This is a genomic window from Actinomycetospora flava, assembly GCF_037400335.1.
Classification (GTDB): domain Bacteria; phylum Actinomycetota; class Actinomycetes; order Mycobacteriales; family Pseudonocardiaceae; genus Actinomycetospora; species Actinomycetospora flava.
In genome coordinates, this window is record NZ_JBBEGM010000012.1 from 94,040 (window position 1) to 116,057 (window position 22,018).

Here is a 22,018-nt window from a genome sequence, read left to right on the forward strand (position 1 = left end):
ACACCTCCGGACCGACCGCCTACGGGCAGATCAGCGTCTTGAGAGTAAGTCGTTCGGCGGTCCGCCGATACGCCTCGACGGCCTCGTCGAGACCGACCCGGTCCGTGGCGACCACGCTCGGGTCCAGCACCCCGGCTCGCACCAGCGCCAGGAGGGGTCCGGCGTCGCGCATGACGTCGCCGATCGCGAACGAGAAGGCGAGCTCGTCGGTGAAGGCCCGAGCGGCGGGCACCTCGACGGTCTCGGCTGGGACCCCGACCGAGGCCACGCGCCCGCGCCGGCGGACGAGCTCGAGAGCGAGGCCCAGGCCGCGCTCACCGCCGACCGCGTCCACCACCACGTCGGCGCCGCGGCCGTCCGTGGCCGCGTCGACGACCTTGCGCGCCTGGTCGGGACTCGCCGCGAGGGCGCCTTCGCGAGCGGCGACGTGCCGGCGATCGGCCACCGGTTCCACCACCACGACGACACCGGAACCGATCGCCTGCGCCACGAGGCTGGCGACCTGGCCGACCGGTCCCCCGCCGAGGACGGCCACCGTGTCGCCCGGCTCCGTCCCGGCGCGACGCAGCGCCGCGTATCCGGTCGCCGCGGTGTCGCCGAGGAAGACGGCGGCGTCGAGGTCGATGCCCGCCGGGAGCGGGACGAGGACCGTGTCGGCGTGCGGCACGCGGACGAGCTCGGCCTGCGCGCCGGCCAGCGGCGGCCCGAAGACGGTGCCGGTGCCGAAGAAGCGGCGGTCCGAGCACTGCCAGTGATCGCCACGCCGGCACCACCAGCACCGTCCGCAGGCGGTGTAGTCGGCGCCGACCACCAGGTCGCCGAGCGCGTGATCGCGCACCTGGTCGCCGCGCTCGATGACCTCGCCGACGAACTCGTGCCCGAGGACGAAGCCCCGCGGGACCTGGTCGGGGTGGGCCAGCACGTGCAGGTCGGTCCCGCACACCGCGGCCCGGCGCACCCGCACGATCGCGTCGGTGGGCGCGCAGAGTCGCGGGTCGGGCACGTCATCGACGCGGACCTGGCCGTGACCGGCGTGCACGACGGCCTTCATGACGCGGCGGCCATCGCCCCGAGCCGCGTCCGGATGCGCTCCCCGGCCTCGCGGAGCGCGGCGAGCTCCTCGGGCCCCAACGGGATCGTCACGATCTCGCGGAGCCCGCCCCGGCCGAGCCGAACCGGCAGGCCGACGTAGACGTCCCGGATGCCGTAGGAACCGTCGGCGAGCACGGCCGCCGACATCACCTCGTCGCTGTCGCGGACCATCGCGAGCACCATCCGCGCCGCCGACGTGCCCGGGGCCATGAACGCGCTGCCGGTCCTGAGCAGCCCGACCACCTCGGCCCCGGAGCCGCGGGCCCTGTCCACCACCGCGTTGAGCTGCGCCGGGGGCACGACCTGCGCGAGGGAGGAACCGTCGTGGGAGGCCCGCGAGAGCGGGATGACCATCTCCTCGCCGTGGCTGCCCAGGGCGATGGCGTCGACCGATCGTGCTCGCAGGGAGCTCTCCACGCCGACCAGGGCCTGGAACCGGGCGGTGTCGAGGACCCCGGCCATCCCCAGCACCCGCGACGACGGGAGACCCGAGGACGTCCAGGCGTGCTGGGTCATCTCGTCGAGCGGGTTGGTGACGACGATGATCACGGCCTGCGGTGAGGTGGCGGCCACGCGGCGGGCGAGGTCGCCGACGATCTCGGCGTTGGTGCTGACGAGGTCGGCGCGCGTCATGCCTGGCTGCCGCGCCCTGCCGGCGGTGATGACGACGTACTCCGCGGGGCCGGCCTCCTCCACCGTGCCCACGCCCCGGACGCGGGTGGCGAAGTCCGAGAGCGGCGCGGTGTGCTGGAGGTCCAGCGCGATGCCGGCGGCTCGCCCCTCGTCGATGTCGACCAGCACGACCTCGTCGAAGACGTCGGCGTCGGCCAGGCGCATCCCAGTGATCATCCCGACGTGACCGGCACCGATCACCACGGCGCGCCCGGTCCGCCGCGCGCCGCCGTCGAGCCCGGCAGGCAGGGGCGCACCCCGTCGGAAGAGTGCGGGCGACGGGGGGCGCATCGTCCGGACCGGCCCGCCGGTCCCGGGCGACCCGACCGACGTCGGGGGCAGGGGCGTCGCCGGTGAGGGAGCCGGCGAGTCCGAGCCGTTGCGTCGCTGCCCGGCCGTGGTCGACGAGCTCGCCGTGCCGGGTGTGCGATCCGTCGTCCCCGACGACACGGGCAGTGCGGTGGCCGGCGGGCGGTCGAGCGCATCGGCGGACGTGACGGCGACACCGAGCTCGTGCGCGCGGTCGCGGGCCAGCGGGGTCACCACATCGCCCGGGGCGACATGGAGCGCGACGCCGCGCGCCGCGGCCGCCTCGACGTCCGTGGTGCCCCAGACGGTGCTCATTTCTCCTGGCCCTTCATCTCCTCGAGCGCGGCGACCGCGGCGTCGCGGGCCGACTGGACCTCGCTCTCGGTGCCGGAGAGGAACATCCGGCCGAAGCGGCCGACGGCGCGCAGCTCGATGACGGTGATCGACGCGGCCTTCTCGGCCTCGTTCGCGGCGACGGAGATGTAGGCGGCCGGCGCGACCTCCATGATGAACAGGCTCTGCCCCGGCATGAGCATGCTGCCCTTGCGCCACTTGTTCAGCAGCTGCGCCTGGTAGGGGTGCACGTTGGTGATGAACTGCGTCGAGGCGATGGTGGGCCGGATGCGGTCGGTCTCGACCAGGCCGTACTCGTCCAGGATGGCCTGACCGGAGGCAAGCACCTCGGCCTGCTGCTCGGAGTGGATCTCCAGCAGGCCGAACTCCCGCTCGATGATCTGCAGGGCCGGGCGGACACCGGCGGCCTTGAGTGCGATGTCGGCGGCGCGGAAGACCTCGTTGCCGGGCGCCATCTCGATGTAGAGCTCGGCCATGCCGGCGATCGGCACGTCGCCGGGGCTGGTCGCCGCGATGTGGGCGGCGCACTGCGGCTGCATGCGGTCGACGAAGGCGTAGGTGCGGAGGGAAGGGCCGCTCGCTGACGTCATGGTGCCGACCTCGCGATCCCGAGAGGGGTGATGAGCAGGGCGTGCGGGTGGGTCACGACGGTCCTCTGCAGGTACTGCGCCAGGACGTCTCCGGCGCGGGGGATCATGAGGGCGCCGCCCGCCAGGTGGAGCGGGAGGTCGGCGTCCGTGCCTCGGGTCATCGCGCGGATCGACTCCGCGATGCGGTGAAGACCGGGGGTGAGGATCGGGAGGGCCTCGGCGGGCCGCTCCCGTTTGAACTGCTCGGCCTCGGCGACGTCGACGCCCCGGGCGCCGGCCAGCACGAGGTCGAGGTGGTGCCCGCCGCCGGGACGGTCGTCGAGGCGCTCGAGGCGTCCGTCGCGGAACACCCCGACGCCGGTGGAGCCACCGCCGACGTCGATCACCACGCCGTCGGTGATCTCGAGGGTGCGCTGCGCGGCGCTGACCTCGTCGACGAGCGTGACCTCGTCGAAGCCTGCCGTCTCGCAGACGTAGGTGCAGGCCCGCGCGTCGGCGACCGGGATGCAGGGCGGGTAGGCGGTGGCGGCGGTCGACAACTCCGTGCCGAGGGCGTCCACGGCGCGGTCACGCAGCTCGCGCACGGTGGCGACGGCCTTGGCGAAGTCGACGACGACCCCGTCCTGCAGCGCTCCCGAGCCCGCGGACTCGACCCACACGGGTCGGTCGTCGTCGAGGACGACGAGCACACAGCTGGCCGTGCCGAGGTCGACCCCGACCCGTGGCCGCAGCGGCGTGCCCTCCGGCGGCTTCCCGATCCGGTCCGCTGCGGCGGCGAGCAGGGCGTGGGGATCGCCGCCCGCCACCGGGCTCAGACCTCGACGCTGTCGTAGACGCTGCGCCATGGCCGGACCTCGTGGGCGACTCGCTTGATGTTGATCAGGTGCAGGGGCGTGACGTTGTCCGAGCAGATCGAGCCGCTCCAGGTCCCCGTACCGAGCTGGAAGGACGGGTCGACGTCGGTCGAGTAGCCCATCCCACCGAAGAGGGCGGGGGTGTTGACGACGATGCGGCCCGCCGGGAGCGCCGCGAACGGGGCGAGCTCGGCAGGGTCGGCGGCGTGCACGGCGGTGGTGTGCCCCTCCCCGCCGAGCGCGAGGATCTCCCGGCACCGGGCGAGTCCTGCTCGTGGGTCGCGGGCTCGGTAGACCGACAGGACCGGGCCGAGAATCTCGCGCGAGAGCGGCGTCGTCTCGGCGACGGTGTCGAGCTCGCACGCGAGCACCCGCGTGGCGTCGGGCACCGCGAAGCCCGCGAGCTGCGCGAGGCGGCGCGCGCTCTGTCCCACGCCGGCCGGACGCAGAGCACCGCAGTCGTCGAAGAGCACGTCGACCAGCGCCGCTTGCTGAGCGGCGTCCATCCAGAACGCGCCGCGCTCCGCGAACGCGCGCAGGAAGTCGTCGGCCACGGCGTCCACGACCACGACCGACTGCTCGGCGACACAGGCGGTCCCGTTGTCGAAGGACTTCGAGGTGATGATCATCTCGGCCGCCTCGGCGGCGTCCGGCACGCTCGCGCCGACGTAGGCCGGCACGTTGCCCGCGCCCACCGCGATCGTCGGCTTGCCGCTGGAGTAGGCGGCGCGGACCATGCCCGGTCCGCCCGTGGCGAGGACGAGCGCGACCTCGTCGCGACGCATCAGCTCGGCGGTGGCCGCGAGCGTGGGCGACTCCAGGCAGGAGACGACACCCTCGGGCGCGCCGGCCTCGACCGCGGCCTCGGCCATGATCTGCGCCGCACGCAGGGTGCAGCGGGCTGCCCGGGGATGCGGAGCGTGGACGACGGCGTTTCCCGACTTCACCGCGGCGAGGCTCTTGAACAGGGCGGTCGAGGTGGGATTGGTGACGGGGATGATGCCGGCGATGACGCCCATCGGGCTGCCGATGGCCGTGACGCGGGCGACCTCGTCGGTCCAGAGCACGCCGACGGCGCGGCGCTCGAGCATCCAGCGGGCGACGAACCCGGTGTTGTACCGGTTCTTGTGGATCTTGTGCTCGTAGACGCCGTAGCCCGTCTCGTCGACGGCCAGACGGGCCAGTTCCTCGGCCGCCTTCGTCCCGGCGCGGGCCATCGCCCGGACGTAGCCGTCCAGGGTGTCCTGGTCGACGCCCTCGAGCCGGCGGACGGCGTCACGTGCGGCGCGCGCCTTCGCGCGGACGTCGGCCAGGCCGGCCAGGTCCGCGTCCAGGCCCCCCGACGGTCCCCGGTCCAGGGTCGCGGTCATCTCCCCACCTCTCTCGGTGCTCGGTCCGTGCGGTGGCGGCGATCAGCCTTTCGGGCGCGCGAGGACGGTGAGGATGCCTTCGGTCTCGTCGTGCGGGCGCGGGATGACGTGCACCGAGACCACCTCGCCGGCCTTGCCGGCGGCGACCGCGCCGGCGTCGGTGGCGGCCTTCACCGCGCCGACGTCCCCGCGGACCATGACGGTCACGAGGCCGCCGCCGATCTCGCGGTGGCCGAGGACCTGCACGTTCGCCGCCTTCACCATCGCGTCGGCCGCCTCGATCGCCCCGACGAGGCCCTTCGTCTCGATGAGGCCGAGTGCGCCGCGCATCGCGACGGCGCCGTTCGTGCTCGACCCGGCCGGGGTCGTCGCCGTGGTTGCCATGTGGTCCTCCGGTGTCTCTGCGGGGCCCGGCCGGCGTCAGGCCGAACGGGAGCTGGCGGTGCCGTTGCGGATGACCGAGTCGGCGATGGCGACGACGGCCCGGTCGGTCGGCGACCGGGATCCGGCGGCCACGCGGGCGGCGCTGCCGGTCGTCATCAGAACGACGTCGCCCTCACCGGCGCCGATGAGGTCGACCGCGACGCACGTCGAACCGACCCAGCCCTCCTCGGTCGTGTCCTGGACGAGCAGGAGCGAGACGTTGTCGAAGCCGGGTGCGCGCACCGTGGCCACGACCTGGCCCACCACGCGTCCGAGCAGCATCTCGACGCCTCCCGCGACCGCATCGTCCTCACGAGCCTGTGAGCCAGGTCTCGTACCGTGGCTCGGACGCTAGGCCGCGGAGCGGGTCGCGAGCCTTATCCCACCCGGACAACGTCGGCGGGCTCCGCTGTCCCGGGTCACCCTGGTTCGGGTCGCCGGGAGGGCGGACGCTTCTCGTGATCCACGACACAACCGTGCCGCGACCTGGAGGTCATCGGTGATCCGCGACGAGGACGCCCAGTTCCACCCGCCGACCAGCGACGACCCGCTGTGGGCGGAGACCAACTACTTCGGCCTGTACGCGGGGCACGACACCGAGCAGCCGGTGAACATCGGGCTCTACGCCCTGCACCGCAAGGCGATCGGCATGGTCGGGACCACGGTGTCGATCAACTCACGGCGGGTCCGCGAGCCCTGGGCCGCCGAGTACTGGGACTCCCAGAACCTCCCCGCCCCCGACAGCCTGCTCGACTACGAGCTGCTCAACGGGCTCAAGGTGGTGTGCACGAAGCCGAACCAGGTCTGGGACGTCGACTACTCCGACCCTGCGGCGGGCGTCGAGATCCACTTCCGTTACACGGCGATCATGCCGGCCTACGACATCAACGACCCCGACCAGGACCCGCTCGCCGCGGACCGGGACATGGCCAAGACGTGGGGCCACGCCTACGCCGGGCACTTCGACCAGTCCGGGCACTACGAGGGCGAGGTGTCGGTGCGGGGACGGACGCTGCCGATCGACTGCGTCGCGACCATGGACCACAGCTGGGGGGTCCGCGCCGAGCGCCAGACCTCGCGCCTGTCATGGATGCACGCCCACTTCGGCGAGGACCTCGTCGTCCACGGCCTGTTCGACTTCGACACGAAGAACGGCCCCGACGGCGAATCGCCCCTGCGCCTGACGCACGGCTACCTCGTCGAGGACGGCCAGATGCACGGGCTCTCGGGCGGTCACGGCCTGACCCGGCGGCGCGGGCTCTACCCCGAGCGCATCGAGATCGAGGTGCGCGCCGGCGACCGGACGATCGCGGTCGCCGGGGACGCGCTCACGACCTTCCCGTGGCTCTCGCAGCCCGGTGTGGTCGGGCACAACGTGCTGCTGCGCTGGACGAACGATCGGGACGACCGGGTCGGATTCGGCGAGTGCATGGACTTCATCGGGCTCGGCGAGCTCGGGGAGATCCACAGCCGATGACGGGTTCGGAGACGAAGCGCAGCGGGAGCTCGACCATCGGTGCGGTGCGGGCGGTCGTCTTCGATCTGGACGGGACCCTCGTCCAGACCCGGATTGCGTCGTGGGAGGTCTTCGAACCGATCAGCCGGCGCCACGGGCTCGGGGTCGACACTCCCGCGCAGTACTTCGAGCTCTTCCGCGGCAACGTCTTCACCTCGATCCGCGCGCTGTGCTCCACCGATGAGCAGGCCCGCGCCGCCACCGCGGACTTCCTGTCGGCGCTGCGCGCGGACTACGCGCCGCCGCTCGTGCCCGGGATGCACGCCGTGGTCCGGCGCCTGGCGTCGGAGTGCACGCTCGCGGTGATGTCGTCGAACGCGATGGAGGTGCTGCGCCGCGTCCTCGTCGACAACGAGCTGGCGTACTGCTTCGCGCACGTCTTCGGCGGCGACGTGGCCCCGGACAAGCGGGCCGCCCTGCGCGCCTTCCTCGCCGACGCCGGCAGCGGCTACGGCCGGCGCTGCTCGGCCGACTACGACGAGGCGGGCGAGGCCGAGCGCCCTGACCCCTCGACCACTGTGCTCGTCACCGACACCGCCGGAGACGTGCGTGACGCGCGCGAGGTCGGTGTCCGTGTGGTCGGCGTGACCTGGGGGATGCACTCGGCCCGAGAGCTCACCGAAGCCGGCGCGGAGTTCGTCGCGCTGTGGCCGCAGGAGGTGCTGTCCCACCTGCTCGGTGACAACGCCGCCCGTGAACCGAGCGACGCCTGCGCCGTGCCGGCAGCCGCGGTACCGGCCCCGAGCCCCGATGTCGCGGGCTGCGGCTGCGGGTGCACCGGCTCCGGGTCCGGGAGCTCGGAGGAAGAGCCCGGGGAGAGGCGCCGCCGCCGACGGCGCGAGGCGGTCGCGGAGACCTCCCCCGCGCTGATGGCGCCCGGGGTCTCTGCCACGAACGGGACGGCAGCGGGCCGCGCCGACGGCCATCGCTCCGCCGCGTCGGACGACGTGCTCGACGCGATGCGCCGCATCTGCCGTGGCTGACACCCCCGAGGCCACGCTCAACTTCCGCGACCTCGGCGGGCTCCCGGCAGGCCCGGGCCGTCGGACCCGCCACGGCGTGCTCTTCCGGAGCGACACGCTCCAGGCCCTCACCGACGCCGACGTCGGCCTGCTCGTCGAGCGTCTCGGCCTCGAGGCGGTGATCGACCTGCGGGTCGGACCCGAGGCGGCCGAGCAGGGTCGGGGGCCGCTGGTGACCCGCGACGTCACCTACCTCAACGCGCCGCTGCGCGAGGCCGAGCCGAACGACGAGCCGCCCGCGCGGCAGGCTCTCCTGTTCTCCCTGCAGCACCTCGAGGCGCCGACATCGGTGCTGGGCTCCGTCGTCCGGGCCGCGGCCGCGTTCGCCGGACGCCCGACGGTGGTGCACTGCGCCGCCGGCAAGGACCGCACGGGCCTCGTGGTCACGCTCCTGCTCGCCCTCGCCGGGGTCGAGCGCGACGCCATCGTCGCGGACTACCTCGCCAGCGGGCCGAACATGGAGGCGGTCATGGCGCGCTTCGCGACCTGGCCCCGCTACCGGACGCACATGGCGACCGTGGCGCCCGAGATGTACATGGCCCACGAGTCGACGGTGCACGGTGTGCTCGACGTGCTCGACGAACGGTTCGGCGGAGCGCAGGGCTGGGCGACGACCCGCGGGATCGACGCCGCCCTGCTGGCACGCCTTCCGGGACTCCTCATCGAGCCCATCGGTTGACCTCGATCGGCCTCACCCGGCGAGTGCTGCCCGACCCAGTCCCAGCATCAGCGGGCGCACCTCGGGGAGGTCGACAGCGAAACGGCGGAAGCCGAGGCCGTGCAGTGTGGCCGCGACCGGATCGGCGACCGTTCCGCTGAGTCGCACCCCCGTCCCGGTCGGCACGTCACGCAACAGGCGGACGACCACCGGGTCGAGCTCGTGGCGCGGGTCGACGGCGAGCAGCCCTCGCGCGATGTAGGAGTCCAGCGGCTCGGCGGTGAGGAACTGTCGGGCCGGGATGCCGAACATCGCGGCCTGGAGCGCACGGACCTCCAGCCAGACCCCGTCGCTGTACGCGGCCAGCTCCTCGGCGGCCAGCACGGCCCGGGGACTCGTCAGGTAGGTCCCGACGCCCGGCGCGTCGGCACCGTCGTCGAGGCCGGCCAGGGCTCGGGCCTCGGACGGGTCGGACACGTGGCGGACGGCGAGGCGCAGCCGGCCCGTGTAGTCGGCCGAGCCCGCGGCGCGGACGAGGCCCTCGCGCTGGGCGCGGATCAGGTCGGGCACGCCGAGCGGCAGCGCGAGCTCGGGGTGGCGCGTCGTCACCGCGGTCTGCTGAAGGAGCTCGCGGGACTCGTCGGCGAGGAGGTCGATCGCGCGCACATCGACATCGCGCACCCCCTTCTCCCGAGCCGCCACGAGGAGCGGCGCGAGCTGCTCGGCGATCGCGTCGCGCACCTCGGAGAACGCGCCGACGCCGTTCAGCCCTTTCTCGAGCAGCGTCTCGACCAGCCGGTTGAGGTCGCCGGACGCGGCGAGCACGTCGTCGATCGCGGTGACCACACCGGTCGCGCCCGCGGCGCGGGCGGTGTCGACGTCGACCGGCAGCGTCACCCGCGCCAGCACCTCGCTGCCGGCGGACTCGGCGGCCGCGGCCAGCAGGGTGTCCATCGCCTCGTTCGCCGCCGCCGGCGTCGTCGTCGGCAACGCGAGGGCGAACAGCTCTCCCGACCCACCGTCGAGCGAGACCTCCTCGCCCTCGGACAGCGTGCGGTCGCCGATGCGGACGGTGCGGGCGGCGTCGTCGATCTCGAGGGCCGCGGCACCGACGACGCAGGCCGTGCCGAGCGCGCGGGCGACGACGGCGGCGTGGCTCGTGGAGCCGCCGGTGGCGGTGACGATGCCGGCGGCGGCGATCATCCCGTGGAGGTCGGCCGGGCTGGTCACCGAGCGGCCGAGAACCACCGACGCCCCTGCGTCGGCGCGGTCGCGGGCGCGGTCGGGGTCGAGCACCAGCTCGCCGGAGACCTGCCCGGGACAGGCGCCGATGCCGGTGAGCAGCACCTGGCCGTCGTCGCGGGCGGCGGCGAGGGCGTCCGGGTCGAAACCCGGCCGCTGCGCCTGCCGGAGCTGGTCGGCGGTCACCAGGCCGAGCGCCCGCGCGGCGCTCGCCGTGCCGTCGGCGAGGAGGTCGGCCGCGATCCGCACCGCGGCCTCGGGCGTGCGCTTGGCGCTGCGGACCTGCAGGAAGTAGAGGACGCCGTGCTCGACGGTGAACTCGATGTCGAGGACGTCGCCGTGACGGGCCTCCAGCTCGGCGCCGGTGCGCTCGAGCTCGGCGAGCAGGTCGGGCGGCAGGGCGTCCTGCACGCGGTCGGGGGTCCGGACGCCGGCGACGACGTCCTCGCCCTGGCTGTGGGCGAGGTACTCGCCGTAGAGGCCCGGCTCGCCGGTGACGGGATCGCGGGTGAAGGCCACGCCGGACCCGGACGTATCGTCGAGGTTGCCGAACACCATGGACTGCACGACGACCGCGGTGCCCATGTCGTGCGCGATGCCGTGGTGATCGCGGTAGGTCCGCGCGCGGCGCGTGTTCCACGACCGGAAAACGGCCTCGACCGCGTGGACGAGCTGGTCCCACGGTGTGGACGGCACGCTCTCGGAGAGCTCGTCGTCGAGCGCCGCCTCGGCCGCCGCCCAGATGCGGTCGTAGACGTCGGCCGGATCGTCGCCGGGGGACGCCTGCGCGACGAGGGCGTCGACCGCCGGCCGATCGTCGAGCGCGCCGAGGACGATCTCGGAGTACATCGTGTGGAAGCGGGCGACGAGGTCGGCCATGAAGCGTGTGTCGGAGGATCGCTCGGCCAGAGCGACAGCCGCGTCGCGGGAGAGCCCGAGATTGAGGACGGTGTCCATCATTCCCGGCATCGAGACCGGCGCCCCCGAACGCACCGACAGCAGCAGCGGTTCCGGGCCGGTGCCGAACGACTTGCCGGTCGTGGTCTCCAGCGCGGCGAGCCGGTCGCGGAGCTCGTCCTCGAGCCCGTCGGGGAGCGCTCGGCGGTCGAGGTAGACATGGCAGGCGGCGGTGGTGATGACGTAACCGGGCGGCACCCGTAGGCCGTCCCTGGTCATACGCACCAGTCCCGAGCCCTTGCCGCCGAGCTCGTCGACGTCGACCTGCCCGTCGTCCGTGAATGCGCGGGTGTAGCTCACTCCGCGCGCTCCCGACCCAGGGTGCGCAGCAGATCCTCGTGGAACTCGAACCAGACGTTGTGGACCGAGTCGCGCGTCGGCGCCGAGACGAGGTCGTGGTCGCCGGTGTCGATGGCCTCGAGGGCGGTGGCGAAGCGGGTCGAGTAGAGCGAGAAGCGGGCATCGTGCCCTGCCAGGGCACCGATCAGCGGCTCGAGGCGCCCGACCAAGCGCTCGATCTTGGTGATGACCTTCTCGTCGTAGGCCGCGTCGGAATGGTCGTTGGTGACCTTGCGTCCGCCGACCTCCACCTGCTGCCACGACGACATGGCCGCGAGGAACTGGGCGTTGGTGGTCTCGAACTTCTCCACGAGGGCGAGGACGTCGCCGTCGGCCCGGACCGGCGCGTAGACCTCGGCCGCGGTCGCCGCGAGGGCGGGCTCGGCCTCGTCGGTGGGCAGGGCGGCGCCACCCGCGACCACCGCGAGCCCACCGCCGGACAGGCTCGCCAGGCGCCCCTCGACGTCGCCGGCCGGCATCCCGGTGACCGCGGCGATCGCCGTGGCGTCGGCCATCTTCTTGAGGGCCAGGACGTTGAGCACGTCGTAGTCGGGCTTGGCCAGGGTCGTGACGGTCATCGGCGTCCTCACTCGGGTCAGCCACGACCGGTGCGGCACCTCCTGAGGCGCCGCACCGGTCGGTCGGTCTGGTCGCGCGGGCCTAGAGCCAGCGGTACTTCGACCGGGTGGGGCTGATGCCGTCCGGGAACGGCAGGTAGCCGGCGCCCGAGAAGATCTTGCTGGGCACCGTCTCCTGCGCGAATCCCCGCTTGGTGATGTCGTAGTAGTAGTTCGCGACGCGCTGGTCGATCTCCCACAGGTCGTAGTCCCGGCAGGCCTTCTCGTACGTGCCGGCCTTGCGCATGTGCGGGAGGATCATGTCGATGTAGTAGACGTACTGGCCGTTCCAGATCAGGTCGCGGCGGCACATCTTCGACGTCTTCGTGTACAGCTTCAGGGTCGCGGTCTGCACGCGACCGAGGTGGTCACCGAGATCCTTGATGGGGATGTTGTAGACCTCGCCCATCGGGGTGTCCCACTTCTCGCGGGCGAAGACGGCCCCGCCCACGACGGCCTGCAGGTAGTTCTTCGGACGCGTGAAGGTGGTGGAGATGTCGTTCACCCGGATCTCCTCCAGGCTCATGATCTCCGGGTCGATCACCAGCGCCAGCGTGTAGGCGTGAGGCAGACCCGCGTCCTCGCAGACGTCGCTCCAGTGGAAGACCTCCTCGTTGACGAAGAGGTCCCGCAGGATCAGCAGCTTGCCGTCGGGCAGCTCGTAGGGGCCGGTGTCCCCGAGCCCGAGCCGGCAGTCGTAGTGGTCGAGGAAGGCGAGCAGCTCCGCGGCAGCGTTGAACTGGGTGAACGCCCCGTGCTCGGGCCCGTCGGGGTCGAGCGGCTCGACCTGGTTGACGATCGAGTCGAGGAAGTCCTGGTCGTGGATGCGGCAGCGGTAACGGTCCTGGGAGTTGAGGATGTAGCCGTCCTGGCGCTTGCCCCACAGCACGCGCTGCATGAACTTGAGGATCTCGTTGGACTCCTCGACGTACTCGTCGGGCTTGATCGCCTCGAGCGCGAGCAGACCGCACCGGCCCATGCCGAAGCCGACAGCGCCGATGCACCAGTCGTGCACCGCGTTGACCTTGGTGCCGATCTCCCGACGGGCCGAGGCGCCGATGTCCATGATCCCCTGGGCGCCGCCCACGGCCTCGGTGGTCATCGCCATGAGCTCCGGCCAGCGGTAGAACTCGTGCATGAAGGCCAGGATCTCGTACTCCTGGCGGGGGATCATGCCCGAGACGCCCTCGGTGGCCCGCATGACGAGCACGTCCCAGATGTTCCAGGCCAGATAGTTGTTGAGGTCGTTGAGCTCAGGAATGGTGAAGTGGTCGCGGAGGACGTCCTCCTTCGAGACCTTCTCCAGCACGCCGGACCGGGCGCGCTCCCTCATCATCTTGTCGCCCTTGATCCCGTCGGTGACGGGCTCCATGCCGACGAAGTTGCCGGTGTAGGTGAGGTCCTGGAAACGGAGGCCGTCATCGCCCTCGTCGTAGCGCTGGCGGAAGGTCGCGCGCTTGCCCTCGGTCGTGGTCACTGTGCTGTCAGCTCCTGGCGGAATCGGTGGTCGGCTGGGACGTCGGCTGCTCGCGGTGCTCGTCGGCCGCGCTTACTCCGCCACCACCCGGCCGGTCTCGTGGTCGGTGCAGTCGAGCCGGACCTGCTTGCCGTCGAGCTCGCGCGCGATCTCCTCGAAGTGCGACTCGTCGGTGGAGCCGACGACGTAGCGCGAGTCGCTGCTCGTCAGGTGGGCCGTCATGACGCACGGGGTCTGGAACTCGCGCGACAGGATGCCGAGGTGCGACTCGGGCGCCCCCGACATCGTGATCACCCCGATGGCACCCATGCTCAGCGCCGGCGCCAGGAACGTCGTGGTCCCGCCGCGCACCAGCAGGATGTGCTCCTTGAGCTTCCCGGACTGGATCAGCTGGATCACGTCGGACGGCGCCGACAGGTACTTGACCGTCCCCGACGGGGACTTGGACGTGTCGAAGACGTTGTAGCCCTCGGCAAGGACGTCGGCCATGGAGTTCCTCCTCGAACCACTGAGGTGTGCGGGCGGAGGCCAGCTCGGTCGACTGTTCCTCTCCGCGTTGCCCAGGTCACAGTGCCCTGGATCACCTTGCGGGCCGATGGAGAGCGCGGACAAAAGACGTTCCCGGGGTTGTCTGGGTCGGATAGGAGCGCCGCCCGCCCTGCGACGTCTCGTCACGAGCTGCTGGGCCGCGGGCGAGACCACCGAACCCGAGCCGGCCGAGCATTGAACGGCAGGCTCTGCTGCCGTCGGTGAGAGGCACGCCGGGAGCGGTCGAGGACGTCGTCGGACCTGGCGAGCAGGACGGCGTGTCAGCTGGCCTCCAGCAACTCGAGCGTCAAGGGCTCGTTCGCGACCTCATCCGCCGAGTACCGGTCGACGCCGGTTCGCGTCACGGGCGCGGCGCGTCCAGCCGGCTTCAAGAGCGGTCGCGCTCAAGAAGGTGCTGGTCGGGCGACCAGAACTCGCTCGCACGGGCTGGCCGTGCCACCGAGCAGCGCTCCGTTTCGCCTCACGCCACAGCCGAGATGACCTCAGGCGACGTCGCCGTCCGAGCGTTTGTGCAGCTCACAGCGGTGGAGACGAAGGGAATCGAACCCTCAACCCCCGCCTTGCAAAGGCGGTGCTCTGCCAATTGAGCTACGTCCCCGCGGGTCAGGCCGAGGTGGTCGCCTCGCGCCAGACGTCCTTGGTCGGTCGCTGCTCGCGCTGGCGTCGCAGGACCACCGCGACCCCGGCGACCAGGGCGAGCGTGACGAGTGCCTTCACTGCACTCCTTCCCACGACGACCCCGACCACGGTACCGCAGCAGCCGAGACGGCCGGTTCGCCGCGTCGCGAGGCACGGAACGCCCGACCCTGTTCCGGCGAAGGGTGCCCCTCGCCCGGTAGATCAACCGAAGGGGCCCTTCGGTCGGAACCGGTGATCGTCGGCGACGCCTCGCGCCGGGCGGGCCGGGAGCGGTAGGACTCTCGCGGACGTCGGCGTCGTGGACGGGAGCTCGGATGGCCGGGGCGGGTCGTGCCTACGTGGTGGGCACGTTCGACACGAAAGGCGAGGAGCTGCGCTACGTCGCCGGGCTCCTGCGGGACGCGGGGCACGCGGTGACGACGGTGGACGTCGGCACCAGCGACCCGGACGCGAGCACGGCGGACGTCGGCCCGCGTGAGGTCGCGGGCGCGGAGGCGTTCACCGGCGACCGCGGCAGCTCGGTGTCGGCGATGAGCACGGCGCTCGAGCGCTGGCTCCCGGCGCGCGACGACGTCGCCGGCGTGCTCGCGCTGGGCGGATCCGGCGGCACCGCGCTGGTGACGCCGGCGCTGCAGCGGCTCCCGGTCGGGCTGCCGAAGATCGTGGTGTCGACGGTGGCCTCTGGCAACGTCGCGCCCTACGTCGGCTCGGTCGACCTGACGCTCATGTACTCGGTCACCGACGTCGCCGGCCTCAACCGCATCAGCCGGCGCGTCCTCGGCAACGCCGCCCACGCGCTCGGCGGGATGATCGCCACCGAGCCGCCCGCGGCGCAGGACAAGCCGGCGCTCGGGCTGACGATGTTCGGGGTGACGACGCCGTGCGTCACCGCGGTCACCGAAGCGGTCAGCGAGCAGTGGGACTGCCTCGTCTTCCACGCCACCGGCACCGGCGGGCGCGCCATGGAGAAGCTCGTCGACGACGGACTCGTGCAGGCCGTCGTCGACGTGAGCACCACCGAGATCGCCGACCTCGTCGTCGGCGGCGTCATGGCGGCCACCGAGGACCGGCTCGGCGCGATCGCGCGCACCGGGGTCCCGTGGGTCGGGTCGGTCGGCGCGCTGGACATGGTCAACTTCGGGGCGCCCGACACCGTCCCCGAGCAGTTCCGCGGCCGCACCCTCTACGAGCACAACGCGCAGGTGACGCTCATGCGCACCACGCCGGAGGAGAACCGCGCGGCCGCGGCGTTCCTCGCCGACCGCCTCAACGCCTGCCCCGGCCCGGTCCGCCTCGTCCTGCCCACGGGCGGCGTCTCGGCCCTCGACGCGCCGGGGATGCCCTTCGCCGACCCCGAGGCCGACGCCGCGCTGTTCGACACCCTGCGGCGGGAGTTCCGGGAGGACGACACCCACCGGATCGTCGAGAGCCCCCATCACGTCAACGACCCCGAGTTCGCCGCGACCCTGGTCGCCGCGCTCGGGGAGATCACCGGAGGACGCCCGTGACCCGCGCCGAGATCGTCGAGCGGCTGCGCGCCAAGGTCGACCGCGGCGAGCCGATCGTCGGCGGCGGCGCCGGCACCGGCCTCTCCGCGCGCTGCGAGGAGGAGGGCGGGATCGACCTCATCGTCATCTACAATTCCGGCCGATACCGCATGGCCGGTCGCGGTTCGCTGGCGGGATTGCTCGCCTACGGCAACGCCAACGACATCGTTGTGGAGATGGCGCGCGAGGTGATCCCGGTCGTGCACCACACACCGGTGCTCGCCGGCGTGAACGGCACCGATCCGTTCCTCATCCGCCCCCGCTTCCTGCGCGAGCTGCGCGAGCTCGGGTTCGCCGGGGTGCAGAACTTTCCGACCGTCGGCCTCATCGACGGCACCTTCCGGGTGAATCTCGAGGAGACCGGCATGGGGTTCGATCGTGAGGTCGAACTCATCGCCGCCGCGCACGACGAGGATCTGCTCACGACGCCGTACGTGTTCTCCGTCGAGGACGCGCGGGCGATGACCGAGGCGGGCGCCGACATCGTCGTGTGCCACATGGGACTGACCACCGGCGGGACGATCGGCGCACAGACGGCGAAATCGCTGGACGACTGCGTCGCCCTCGTCGACGAATGGGCGGACGCCGCGCGTTCGGTGCGCGACGACGTCCTCGTGCTCGTGCACGGCGGGCCCGTCTCGTCCCCGGACGACGCCGCCTACGTGCTCTCCCGGACGCGCGCCTGCCACGGCTTCTACGGGGCCAGCAGCATGGAGCGTCTGCCCACCGAACAGGCCCTGACCGCCACGACCCGCGCGTTCGTCGACCTGCGCCCGGGCACCGAGAACCGCTGACCAGGAGGACCCGAGATGCCCGACGTGACCACCAGCGCCGTGATCCCGGCCGACGCCGACACCGTGTGGCGGATGATCCGCGACTTCGGCTGCCTCCCCACCTGGCACCCCTCGATCGCCGCGAGCGAGCTCGAGGGCGGCGCGCTCACCGATCAGGTGGGGACCGTGCGCCGGCTCACCCTCGGCGACGGCGGCACCGTGCGCGAAAGCCTCGTCGCCCTCGACGACCGCGAACGACGTCTGACCTACGCGATCCTCGAATCGCCGTTCCCGGTGCGCGACTACCGCTCGACCATCCGCGTCCATCCCGTGACCTCGACCGGGGAATCCTTCGTCGCCTGGTCGGTCCTCTTCGACTGCGACCTCGACGACGCTGAACGGCTCAGTGCGTTGTTCGGAAGGGATGTGTTCGGAACCGGGTTGGACGGTCTGGTCTCGTATTTCTCGCCCACGGGGTGACGTTCGCGGCACCGAACTCCTCCCGGTTCGAACACAACGTCTTTTCTTTGCTAATCTCGCCACGCAACGAATAGACGCCACCTCATCGGTTCGATGATGTAGTGAGGAGTCACGCCAGCCATGGCACAGAAGACCATCGTCACCCTGGTCGACGACCTGACCGGCGAGGAGGCCGAGGACATCACGACGGTCGAGTTCGCACTCGACGGCGTGACCTACGAGATCGACCTCGACGACAAGAACAGCGCCCGACTGCGTGACGCACTCGCCGAGTACGTCGCCGCCGCGCGCCGCACCGGGGGCCGCCGCTCGAACGGGCGTCGCCGTTCCGGTGCCGGCACGGGCACCCCGCGGGCCACGTCCCCCGGCGGCTACGACCGCGAGACCTCGAAGCAGATCCGCGAGTGGGCGAAGGCCCAGGGCTTCGAGGTGTCCGACCGCGGCCGCGTGCCCAACAACGTCGTGGAGGCCTGGGAGGCCCAGCGCAAGGGCTCCGAGCACGCCGCGACGTTCTCCGGCTGACCCGCCCCCGACAGACGACGACGGCCCCGGAGCGCGGAGCTCCGGGGCCGTTCGTGTCGGGTGGGGTGCACCGAAAGGGGTGGGCCCAGCTGGATTTGAACCAGCGACCTCGTCGTTATCAGCGACGCGCTCTAACCAACTGAGCTATGGGCCCCTGCGAGGTGCGGACGCCACGGTACCCGACGGTCACCGGGCGCCCGACACCGGGGATCCGCCCTCAGTCACGCTCGGACAGCGTGACCTCGATGCCGCCCGCGACGTCGGCGGAGATGTTGTAGATGAACGCCGAGACGCTCGCGAGCGCGGTGAACAGGATGATGTTCACGACGCCGATCACCGCCGCGACACCGAAGACGCCGCCGGCCGTGATGAGCTCGCCGCCACCCCCGGCGTCGGACGTCAGGTCCTGGTAGGTGCCGTTGAGCTGCGCCCAGACGCCCATGCCGTCGAGCACCGCGTAGAGCACGCCGACCGCGAACATCCACACGAAGAACAGCGCCACGCCCAGGACCAGCGCTAGCTTGAGCACCGACCACGGGTCGAACCGCCGGACCTGCAGGCTGGCCCGCCGCGGCGCCTTGCCGCTGCGGGGGCGCCCCGCCGAGAGCTCGGCGACGTCGTCGGGCTCGCGGCGGGTGTCGTCGTCGCGGTTGCGCAGGCCGAGCTGCTCCGGGGAGAGCTGGTTGGTCGGCGCGTCGATGCCGGACGAGCTCGTCGTCCCGGGCCCGCCCTGGCCCTCGCCCGTGCCACCCGGCCGGGCCGACCCCGGCGAGGGCGCGGTGCGCGCGGCGATCGGGATCCCACCCGACGGCGTGCCGGACCCGTCACCGGGCGGACGGCCGTAGCCGGACCCCTGAGGGCCCTGCGGACCCTGCGGACCCGCGCCGCCGGGCCGCGGGAACGGTCCGGACGGCGGGTGCGCACCACCGGGGCCGCCGGGACCCCCCGGACCGGGCCGCGGCTGCCCGCCACCCGGGGTGGGCGGGCCGCCGGGCCGGGTGCCGGTCGGGATCGGACCCGACGGCGGGCCGGCGGCCGCTCCGCCGCGCTGCCACGGCGGGGGCGGACCCGCGGGCCCGCCCGACGCCTCGGTCTCCGAACTCGCTGAGCCCGAGGACGCCGCAGGAGCCGCCGAGGTCTCACCGTTCGCCGCGGTCTCGGAGGCCGAGGACGCCGAAGACCCCGCCGTCGACGACGACTTCTCCTCGACCGCGTCGACGCGGGTGGTCGACTCCGCGTCTCCGTTGCGGTCCGACTCCGGAGCGGACTCCTGCGTGCTCGTCCGCGTCCCGCCGCCGCCCGACGCCTCCGGCGTCGCGGGGTCTGGGTCGTCCGGCTTGCTCGGTGTGCTCACGGGAGGACTCGTCTCGTCGGTCGGTGACGGGAGATCACGGCTGGGTCAGGGCGGGGCTCACGGCTGCGGCGGCGTCGTCGAGCCGCCGGCGTCCGGGTCGCCGGCGTTCTCGGCGTTCCGGGCGATGGCCAGCAGCGTGCCACCCTCGCCGAGGTTCATCAGACGCACGCCCTTGGTCTGGCGGCCCGCCTTGCGGACCTCCTTCGCCGTCGTCCGGATCACGCCACCGCTCGCCGTGATCGCGTAGAGCTCGTCGTCGAGCTCGACGATGAGCGCCCCGACGAGGGTGCCGCGGCGACGGTCGTACTGCAGCGTCAGCACGCCCTTGCCGCCCCGGCCCTGCACCGGGTACTCGTCGATCGGGGTGCGCTTCGCGTACCCGCCACCGGTCGCGACCAGCAGGAACGTGCCCTCTCGGACCACGCCGAGCGAGAGCAGCTCGTCGCCGGAGTTGAAGCGCATGCCGGTGACGCCCGACGTCGCCCGGCCCATCGGCCGCAGCGCGTCGTCGCCGGCCGTGAACCGGATCGACTGCCCCTCGGCGGAGACGAGCAGCAGGTCGTCGTCGGCGGAGCACAGCACGGCGCCGACGAGCTCGTCGGCCTCGCGCAGGTTGATGCCGATGAGGCCGCCGGAGCGGTTGGAGTCGAAGTCGGTGAGGCGCGACTTCTTCACCAGGCCGGCCTTCGTCGCGAGCACCAGGTACGGCGCCGCGTCGTAGTCCTTGATGTGCATGACCTGGGCGATCTGCTCCTCGGGCTGGAACGCGAGGAGGTTCGCGACGTGCTGGCCACGGGCGTTGCGGTTGGCCTCGGGCAGCTCGTAGGCCTTCGCCCGATACACCCGGCCCTTGTTGGTGAAGAACAGCAGCCAGTCGTGCGTGGAGCACACGAAGAAGTGCGCCACGAGGTCGTCCTGCTTGAGCGTCGCGCCCTGGACACCGCGACCGCCGCGCTTCTGCGCGCGGTAGAGGTCGGTCTTGGTGCGCTTCGCGTAGCCGGTGCGCGTGATCGTCACGACGACGTCCTCGACCGCGATCAGGTCGGAGTCGGCGACCTCGCCGTCGTAGCCGACGAGACGGGTCTTGCGGTCGTCGCCGTACTTGTCGACGATCTCGCCGAGCTCGTCGCGGACGATCTGCCGCTGGCGCTCGGGGCGGGCGAGGATGTCCTCGAGGTCGCGGATCGTCTCCTCGATCTCCGCCAGCTCGTCGATGATCTTCTGGCGCTCGAGGGCGGCGAGGCGCCGCAGCTGCATGTCCAGGATCGCCTGGGCCTGGATCTCGTCGATCTCGAGCAGGTCGATCAGGCCGGCGCGGGCGACGTCGACCGTCTCCGACCGGCGGATCAGCGCGATGACCTCGTCGAGCGCGTCGAGCGCCTTGACCAGACCGCGCAGGATATGGGCCCGCTCCTCGGCCTTGCGCAGGCGGTAGCGCGTGCGCCGCACGATGACGTCGATCTGGTGGCGGATCCAGTGCCGGATCATCTGGTCGAGCCGCAGGGTGCGCGGCACGCCGTCGACGATCGAGAGCATGTTGACGCCGAAGCTGTACTGCAGCTGCGTGTGCTTGTAGAGGTTGTTCAGGACGACCTTCGCGACGGCGTCGCGGCGCAGCGTGATGACGATGCGGCGGCCCACGCGGTCCGACGACTCGTCGTTGATCTCGGAGATGCCCTGGATGCGGCCGTCGCGCACGAGCGTCGCGATCGACTCGATGAGCGAGTCCGGGTTGACCTGGTACGGGAGCTCGGTGACGACGAGGATCGTGCGCCCCTTGGCGTCCTCCTCCGCCTCCACCACGGCGCGCATGCGGATCGAGCCGCGCCCGGTGCGGTAGGCGGACTCGATGCCGTCGGTGCCGACCACGAGGCCGGCGGTGGGGAAGTCCGGCCCCTTGATGCGCTCCATGAGCGCGGCGAGGGTCTCCTCCTCGGAGGCCTCCGGATTGTCCAGCGCCCACACGGCGCCGGAGGCGACCTCGCGCAGGTTGTGCGGCGGGATGTTGGTCGCCATGCCCACCGCGATGCCGGCCGAGCCGTTGATCAGCAGGTTGGGCACGCGGCTCGGGAGGACGGCCGGCTCCTGGGTGCGGCCGTCGTAGTTGTCGACGAAGTCGACGGTCTCCTCGTCGATGTCGGCGAGCATCGACATCGCGAGCGGGGTGAGCCGGCACTCCGTGTAGCGCATGGCCGCGGCGGGGTCGTTGCCCGGCGAGCCGAAGTTGCCCTGGCCGTCGATGAGCGGGTAGCGCATCGACCAGGGCTGCGCGAGGCGCACGAGCGCGTCGTAGATCGCGGAGTCGCCGTGGGGGTGGTAGTTCCCCATGACGTCGCCGACGACGCGGGCGCACTTGACGTAGCTGCGGTCGGGCCGGAAACCCGAGTCGTACATCGAGTACAGGACGCGGCGGTGGACCGGCTTGAGGCCGTCCTCCACGAGCGGCAGCGCGCGACCCACGATGACCGACATCGCGTAGTCGATGTAGGAGCGCTGCATCTCCTGCTGGATGTCGACCGGCTCGATGCGGTCGCCGGACCCACCGGGAGGCAGGGTCGTCTCGGTCACGCGGTTCTCACCCTCCTGGTGGCCCTCGCGCGGGCCGCCGGACGCTGTCGATCCTATCGGGGCCGGGGGTCGCTCCCCGGCTCCCCCGGACGGC

Annotated in this window: 21 protein-coding genes and 2 tRNA genes; 7 read left to right on the forward strand and 16 right to left on the reverse strand. The window is 72.2% G+C overall.

Features of this window, described 5'->3' with window-relative positions:
- Positions 1-19: 19 nt before the first annotated feature.
- From WCD58_RS25110 to WCD58_RS25140, 7 genes are all read right to left on the reverse strand, one after another.
- Positions 20-1,051: an alcohol dehydrogenase catalytic domain-containing protein gene (locus WCD58_RS25110; protein WP_337705833.1), complete on the reverse strand. Its 1,032-nt coding sequence runs from the start codon at positions 1,049-1,051 to the stop codon at positions 20-22.
- Positions 1,048-2,388: a malate dehydrogenase gene (locus WCD58_RS25115; RefSeq protein WP_337705834.1), complete on the reverse strand. Its 1,341-nt coding sequence runs from the start codon at positions 2,386-2,388 to the stop codon at positions 1,048-1,050. The genes WCD58_RS25110 and WCD58_RS25115 overlap by 4 nt, the downstream gene beginning before the upstream one ends.
- Positions 2,385-3,017 carry a BMC domain-containing protein gene (locus tag WCD58_RS25120; protein WP_337705835.1) on the reverse strand — a complete coding sequence of 211 codons (633 nt, stop codon included), beginning with the start codon at positions 3,015-3,017 and terminating at the stop codon, positions 2,385-2,387. Before WCD58_RS25120 ends, WCD58_RS25115 begins: the two co-directional genes overlap by 4 nt.
- Positions 3,014-3,823, reverse strand: coding sequence for an ethanolamine utilization protein EutJ (gene eutJ, locus WCD58_RS25125; protein ID WP_337705836.1), 810 nt, complete (start codon positions 3,821-3,823; stop codon positions 3,014-3,016). The genes WCD58_RS25120 and eutJ overlap by 4 nt, the downstream gene beginning before the upstream one ends.
- Before the next feature lie 5 nt (positions 3,824-3,828).
- Positions 3,829-5,241 carry an aldehyde dehydrogenase family protein gene (locus WCD58_RS25130; RefSeq protein ID WP_337705837.1) on the reverse strand — a complete coding sequence of 471 codons (1,413 nt, stop codon included), beginning with the start codon at positions 5,239-5,241 and terminating at the stop codon, positions 3,829-3,831.
- A 42-nt stretch (positions 5,242-5,283) separates the two neighbouring features.
- The gene (locus tag WCD58_RS25135; RefSeq protein WP_116708163.1) at positions 5,284-5,571 is read right to left on the reverse strand and encodes a BMC domain-containing protein; all 288 of its coding nucleotides are present in this window, start codon (positions 5,569-5,571) and stop codon (positions 5,284-5,286) included.
- A 90-nt stretch (positions 5,572-5,661) separates the two neighbouring features.
- Positions 5,662-5,946, reverse strand: coding sequence for a EutN/CcmL family microcompartment protein (locus WCD58_RS25140; protein WP_337705838.1), 285 nt, complete (start codon positions 5,944-5,946; stop codon positions 5,662-5,664).
- Positions 5,947-6,163: 217 nt separating this feature from the next.
- Here WCD58_RS25140 and WCD58_RS25145 point away from each other — a divergent pair, with 217 nt between their 5' ends.
- The 3 genes from WCD58_RS25145 to WCD58_RS25155 are packed head-to-tail and all read left to right on the forward strand — an operon-like array spanning position 6,164 to position 8,881.
- Positions 6,164-7,141, forward strand: a complete 978-nt coding sequence (locus WCD58_RS25145; protein WP_337705839.1) for a DUF7064 domain-containing protein — start codon at positions 6,164-6,166, stop codon at positions 7,139-7,141.
- Entirely contained in the window at positions 7,138-8,163 is a 1,026-nt protein-coding gene (locus tag WCD58_RS25150) for an HAD family hydrolase (protein ID WP_337705840.1), read from the forward strand. The genes WCD58_RS25145 and WCD58_RS25150 overlap by 4 nt, the downstream gene beginning before the upstream one ends.
- The gene (locus WCD58_RS25155) at positions 8,156-8,881 is read left to right on the forward strand and encodes a tyrosine-protein phosphatase (protein ID WP_337705841.1); all 726 of its coding nucleotides are present in this window, start codon (positions 8,156-8,158) and stop codon (positions 8,879-8,881) included. The genes WCD58_RS25150 and WCD58_RS25155 overlap by 8 nt, the downstream gene beginning before the upstream one ends.
- Before the next feature lie 12 nt (positions 8,882-8,893).
- Here the strand turns inward: WCD58_RS25155 and WCD58_RS25160 are convergent, their stop codons facing one another.
- From WCD58_RS25160 to WCD58_RS25185, 6 genes are all read right to left on the reverse strand, one after another.
- On the reverse strand, positions 8,894-11,359 hold the full coding sequence (locus WCD58_RS25160; RefSeq protein WP_337705842.1) for a pyruvate, phosphate dikinase: 2,466 nt from the start codon (positions 11,357-11,359) through the stop codon (positions 8,894-8,896).
- On the reverse strand, positions 11,356-11,976 hold the full coding sequence (locus WCD58_RS25165) for a hypothetical protein (RefSeq protein WP_337705843.1): 621 nt from the start codon (positions 11,974-11,976) through the stop codon (positions 11,356-11,358). Before WCD58_RS25165 ends, WCD58_RS25160 begins: the two co-directional genes overlap by 4 nt.
- An 82-nt stretch (positions 11,977-12,058) precedes the next feature.
- The gene (locus WCD58_RS25170; RefSeq protein WP_337705844.1) at positions 12,059-13,492 is read right to left on the reverse strand and encodes a hypothetical protein; all 1,434 of its coding nucleotides are present in this window, start codon (positions 13,490-13,492) and stop codon (positions 12,059-12,061) included.
- 72 nt (positions 13,493-13,564) lie between these two features.
- Positions 13,565-13,981 carry a PEP-utilizing enzyme gene (locus WCD58_RS25175; RefSeq protein ID WP_337705846.1) on the reverse strand — a complete coding sequence of 139 codons (417 nt, stop codon included), beginning with the start codon at positions 13,979-13,981 and terminating at the stop codon, positions 13,565-13,567.
- A 585-nt stretch (positions 13,982-14,566) separates the two neighbouring features.
- Positions 14,567-14,639: transfer RNA gene (locus tag WCD58_RS25180), tRNA-Ala, on the reverse strand.
- A 5-nt stretch (positions 14,640-14,644) separates the two neighbouring features.
- Complete coding sequence (locus WCD58_RS25185) at positions 14,645-14,758, reverse strand: DLW-39 family protein (RefSeq protein WP_337705847.1); 114 nt, start codon at positions 14,756-14,758, stop codon at positions 14,645-14,647.
- A gap of 236 nt (positions 14,759-14,994) precedes the next feature.
- Here WCD58_RS25185 and WCD58_RS25190 point away from each other — a divergent pair, with 236 nt between their 5' ends.
- The 4 genes from WCD58_RS25190 (at position 14,995) to WCD58_RS25205 (ending at position 18,002) form a co-directional block, all read left to right on the forward strand.
- A complete protein-coding gene (locus WCD58_RS25190) occupies positions 14,995-16,188 on the forward strand; it encodes a Tm-1-like ATP-binding domain-containing protein (protein WP_337705848.1) in 1,194 nt (397 codons plus the stop codon).
- A complete protein-coding gene (locus tag WCD58_RS25195) occupies positions 16,185-17,021 on the forward strand; it encodes a phosphoenolpyruvate hydrolase family protein (RefSeq protein WP_337705849.1) in 837 nt (278 codons plus the stop codon). Before WCD58_RS25190 ends, WCD58_RS25195 begins: the two co-directional genes overlap by 4 nt.
- A 15-nt stretch (positions 17,022-17,036) precedes the next feature.
- Entirely contained in the window at positions 17,037-17,480 is a 444-nt protein-coding gene (locus WCD58_RS25200; protein ID WP_337705850.1) for an SRPBCC family protein, read from the forward strand.
- A 120-nt stretch (positions 17,481-17,600) separates the two neighbouring features.
- Positions 17,601-18,002: a histone-like nucleoid-structuring protein Lsr2 gene (locus WCD58_RS25205; RefSeq protein WP_337705851.1), complete on the forward strand. Its 402-nt coding sequence runs from the start codon at positions 17,601-17,603 to the stop codon at positions 18,000-18,002.
- 80 nt (positions 18,003-18,082) lie between these two features.
- Here the strand turns inward: WCD58_RS25205 and WCD58_RS25210 are convergent.
- The 3 genes from WCD58_RS25210 to gyrA all read right to left on the reverse strand — a co-directional run bounded on the left by WCD58_RS25210 (position 18,083) and on the right by gyrA (position 21,924).
- Positions 18,083-18,156 (reverse strand) — tRNA-Ile (locus WCD58_RS25210).
- Positions 18,157-18,219: 63 nt separating this feature from the next.
- Positions 18,220-19,356 carry a DUF3566 domain-containing protein gene (locus tag WCD58_RS33735; RefSeq protein WP_373696275.1) on the reverse strand — a complete coding sequence of 379 codons (1,137 nt, stop codon included), beginning with the start codon at positions 19,354-19,356 and terminating at the stop codon, positions 18,220-18,222.
- A 57-nt stretch (positions 19,357-19,413) separates the two neighbouring features.
- On the reverse strand, positions 19,414-21,924 hold the full coding sequence (gene gyrA / locus WCD58_RS25220; RefSeq protein WP_337705852.1) for a DNA gyrase subunit A: 2,511 nt from the start codon (positions 21,922-21,924) through the stop codon (positions 19,414-19,416).
- Between the last annotated feature and the right edge of the window lie 94 nt (positions 21,925-22,018).

Excerpts from the sequence above, each read along its gene's own strand:
- WCD58_RS25205 (WP_337705851.1), top strand. The coding sequence starts at position 17,601 with ATGGCACAGAAGACCATCGTCACCCTGGTCGACGACCTGACCGGCGAG.
- WCD58_RS25140 (WP_337705838.1), bottom strand. The coding sequence starts at position 5,946 with ATGCTGCTCGGACGCGTGGTGGGCCAGGTCGTGGCCACGGTGCGCGCA.
- WCD58_RS25130 (WP_337705837.1), bottom strand. The coding sequence starts at position 5,241 with ATGACCGCGACCCTGGACCGGGGACCGTCGGGGGGCCTGGACGCGGAC.
- WCD58_RS25165 (WP_337705843.1), bottom strand. The coding sequence starts at position 11,976 with ATGACCGTCACGACCCTGGCCAAGCCCGACTACGACGTGCTCAACGTC.
- WCD58_RS25175 (WP_337705846.1), bottom strand. The coding sequence starts at position 13,981 with ATGGCCGACGTCCTTGCCGAGGGCTACAACGTCTTCGACACGTCCAAG.
- WCD58_RS25200 (WP_337705850.1), top strand. The coding sequence starts at position 17,037 with ATGCCCGACGTGACCACCAGCGCCGTGATCCCGGCCGACGCCGACACC.
- WCD58_RS25115 (WP_337705834.1), bottom strand. The coding sequence starts at position 2,388 with ATGAGCACCGTCTGGGGCACCACGGACGTCGAGGCGGCCGCGGCGCGC.
- WCD58_RS25150 (WP_337705840.1), top strand. The coding sequence starts at position 7,138 with ATGACGGGTTCGGAGACGAAGCGCAGCGGGAGCTCGACCATCGGTGCG.
- WCD58_RS25110 (WP_337705833.1), bottom strand. The coding sequence starts at position 1,051 with ATGAAGGCCGTCGTGCACGCCGGTCACGGCCAGGTCCGCGTCGATGAC.
- WCD58_RS25190 (WP_337705848.1), top strand. The coding sequence starts at position 14,995 with ATGGCCGGGGCGGGTCGTGCCTACGTGGTGGGCACGTTCGACACGAAA.
- WCD58_RS25135 (WP_116708163.1), bottom strand. The coding sequence starts at position 5,571 with ATGCGCGGCGCACTCGGCCTCATCGAGACGAAGGGCCTCGTCGGGGCG.
- WCD58_RS25120 (WP_337705835.1), bottom strand. The coding sequence starts at position 3,017 with ATGACGTCAGCGAGCGGCCCTTCCCTCCGCACCTACGCCTTCGTCGAC.